Annotated in this window: 2 protein-coding genes; both read right to left on the bottom strand. The window is 43.7% G+C overall.

Annotated features, from left to right (window positions below; genetic code table 11):
- Positions 1–248: 248 nt before the first annotated feature.
- Positions 249–1394 (bottom strand): YibE/F family protein, encoded by a 1146-nt coding sequence (locus B7C60_RS05955; protein WP_099610864.1) that lies wholly within the window; start codon positions 1392–1394, stop codon positions 249–251.
- Between the two features lie 63 nt (positions 1395–1457).
- Positions 1458–2297: alkaline phosphatase (locus B7C60_RS05950; protein WP_172953233.1), on the bottom strand; the 840-nt coding region annotated here is incomplete at its 5' end.

Here is a 2297-nt window from a genome sequence, read left to right as displayed (position 1 = left end):
GCTGATTCAGTAATTTGTAAATGCATTGTCGGGTATTGATTCATCTTCACCTCTCCTGATTGAGGAGAACTCGGGATCTTCTCTATCTATCATCAAAGCAAAGCTGGTGTATCCTATCTATTTTTCACCGCTTGCGCTTATCATTATAAATAAGGGGCTAAGAATAGAAGTTCAAGGTGAAAGTGGCTGAAATCATGAAAAAACGCGGGCGATGCTATTGCTAGAACTATCGTCATCGTTTTTATCGTTTATTCCTTCAGTGAAGTTGTGATTGGTCCAGTGATCGCTGAAACGCTGCCTTGTCCGTCTAACTGAGTACGAAACATCATACTGTTAGCGATGCAAGCTGTTAATGGTGCTACTATCACTAGTGATAAGCTTCCTATCAATGTTCTTGCGACTTCACTGGCGATTAACTTCATATTGAAAATCTGCATTAAGCTGGTTTCTCGGCTAATAAACAACATTAATAATGTCAAAAAACCACCCGAGTATGCCAGTAATAGGGTGGTTGTCATGGTACCAATTACTGCATTTCCAACTCTAAAGCCTGAGCGAAGGAGCTGTTTTTTATTCATGTCTGGATTGGTGAGTTTGAGCTCTTCCATCGTTGCGGCCATTTCCATCGCTACATCCATGGCCGCGCCGCTAGCACCGATTAAAACGGCCGCATAAAGCACATCAAGCATATTGAGATGCATACCCGTTTCGAATAGTAAAAGTTGTGCCATGGGTTGTGCCATTCCATCAAGTCTGAGTAATTGCCCGCATACTAGGCAAAGTAATGCGGTGATCATCAAACCAATAAGGGTTCCTGCAAATGCTGCTTTTCCTTTATTGGTCCAACCTGCGATAGAAAAGATAATCAGTGCACTCAACGCGATAAGTGTTGCGGTCGTGATAAGTATTGGAGGATAACCCGCAACCAATCCCGGAATTAATAGTTGCCAAATAATCAAGACTGACCCCACAAAAGAAAGCAGTGCTCGTAACCCAATATGACGGGCATAAGTGAGCAGCGCAATTGCAAAAAATGCAAATAACATCATCAAATAAGGTAGCCGATAATGAGAGAGCGCTTTGATATGGTGAACTTGCCCATTTTGATTGTGCTGTATGGCGACTAAAATTGTATCTCCCGACTGATAAAATTCATCGTATTCCAATGTCCCCGTAAGTAAATTGAAGGCAGAATAAGATTTTCCAGGATACTTTTTCAGCTCCACGGTTAAGATTTGTGTTCCAATACGGTTACTGCCAATGACCGTGAGTTGGCTATTATCACAGGCAAGCACGGTGGCAACGTGTTCGGGTTGTGTGTTTTTATTAGCGTAGCTACCCTCGTAGACTACAAAGCAGAGCAAGACCGTAACGGCCAGATAGATGCCTCGCATGAATTTCTCCTTATAAGAAAACGGAAGCGCTGTTGGCTTCCGCATTCAATCGGGTGTTGCTCATTAGCCTTGATAGCCAATATTGACTTGCATGATCTCTGCGATGGTTTGTGCCACTTGGGTATTGTCTTTAAAGCCTCCTAGTTTATCTGCCTGAACCCCGATAGCAGAGAGAGGCAGTTGTGTTGCGGTATGGGCATAAGATGTCCAATAAACCCCAGCACGTTTGGAAGTAATATGAGCCACCGCAATAGCCACGGGATCATAACCGCCATAAAGATTTTTGAGGTTAGGCGCTTTTTTATCAACGGCGTTCATTGCGGTTTCAATCAATGACTTTTCTTCATCGCTGAGTGTGCTTAAGTCAAATTGCGCGGCAATATGTTGGTAGAAAGCGGAGCGATTACCCTGATAGACGCCTTGTAGTTTGTCTTCGATAGACTCTTTCGTGTGGGTAACATTATCGAGAGTCATGAAATAATTTTTGCCGAACCCCATACCCATACCACCCGTTTCGTGATCGCCGGTCACAATCACTAACGTGTCATCTGGATTTTTGTGATAAAAATCGAGCGCTTTTTGTACTGCTTGATCAAAGGCAAGGGTATCGAAAATCGTGCCGGCAATATCATTGGCGTGTGAAGCATGGTCAATACGCCCTCCCTCGATCATAAGGAAAAAACCGTCTTTATTCTTTGCGAGGAGATCAATCCCTTTCTCTGTCATCTCCGCGAGTGATGGGAGGTGATTCGTTTTAATTCGATCAATTTCATAAGGCACATGTGAGGCGCTAAACGCGGCAAATACTTTATCGCCCGTTTTGGGGTGATAGCCGCGGAAACTGGCGACCGATTCACTACCGACAAAAGTTCGGTAATCATTTTTCTTCATCGTCGCAATCCA

The organism is Vibrio fujianensis, from assembly GCF_002749895.1.
In the GTDB taxonomy this organism is placed as follows: domain Bacteria; phylum Pseudomonadota; class Gammaproteobacteria; order Enterobacterales; family Vibrionaceae; genus Vibrio; species Vibrio fujianensis.
Note: the sequence above shows the minus strand (reverse complement) of the source record. Positions and strands in the feature narration are given on the sequence as shown.

Bases quoted from the DNA above. Each gene is read 5' to 3' on its own strand.
- B7C60_RS05955 (WP_099610864.1), bottom strand. From the start codon at position 1,394: ATGCGAGGCATCTATCTGGCCGTTACGGTCTTGCTCTGCTTTGTAGTC.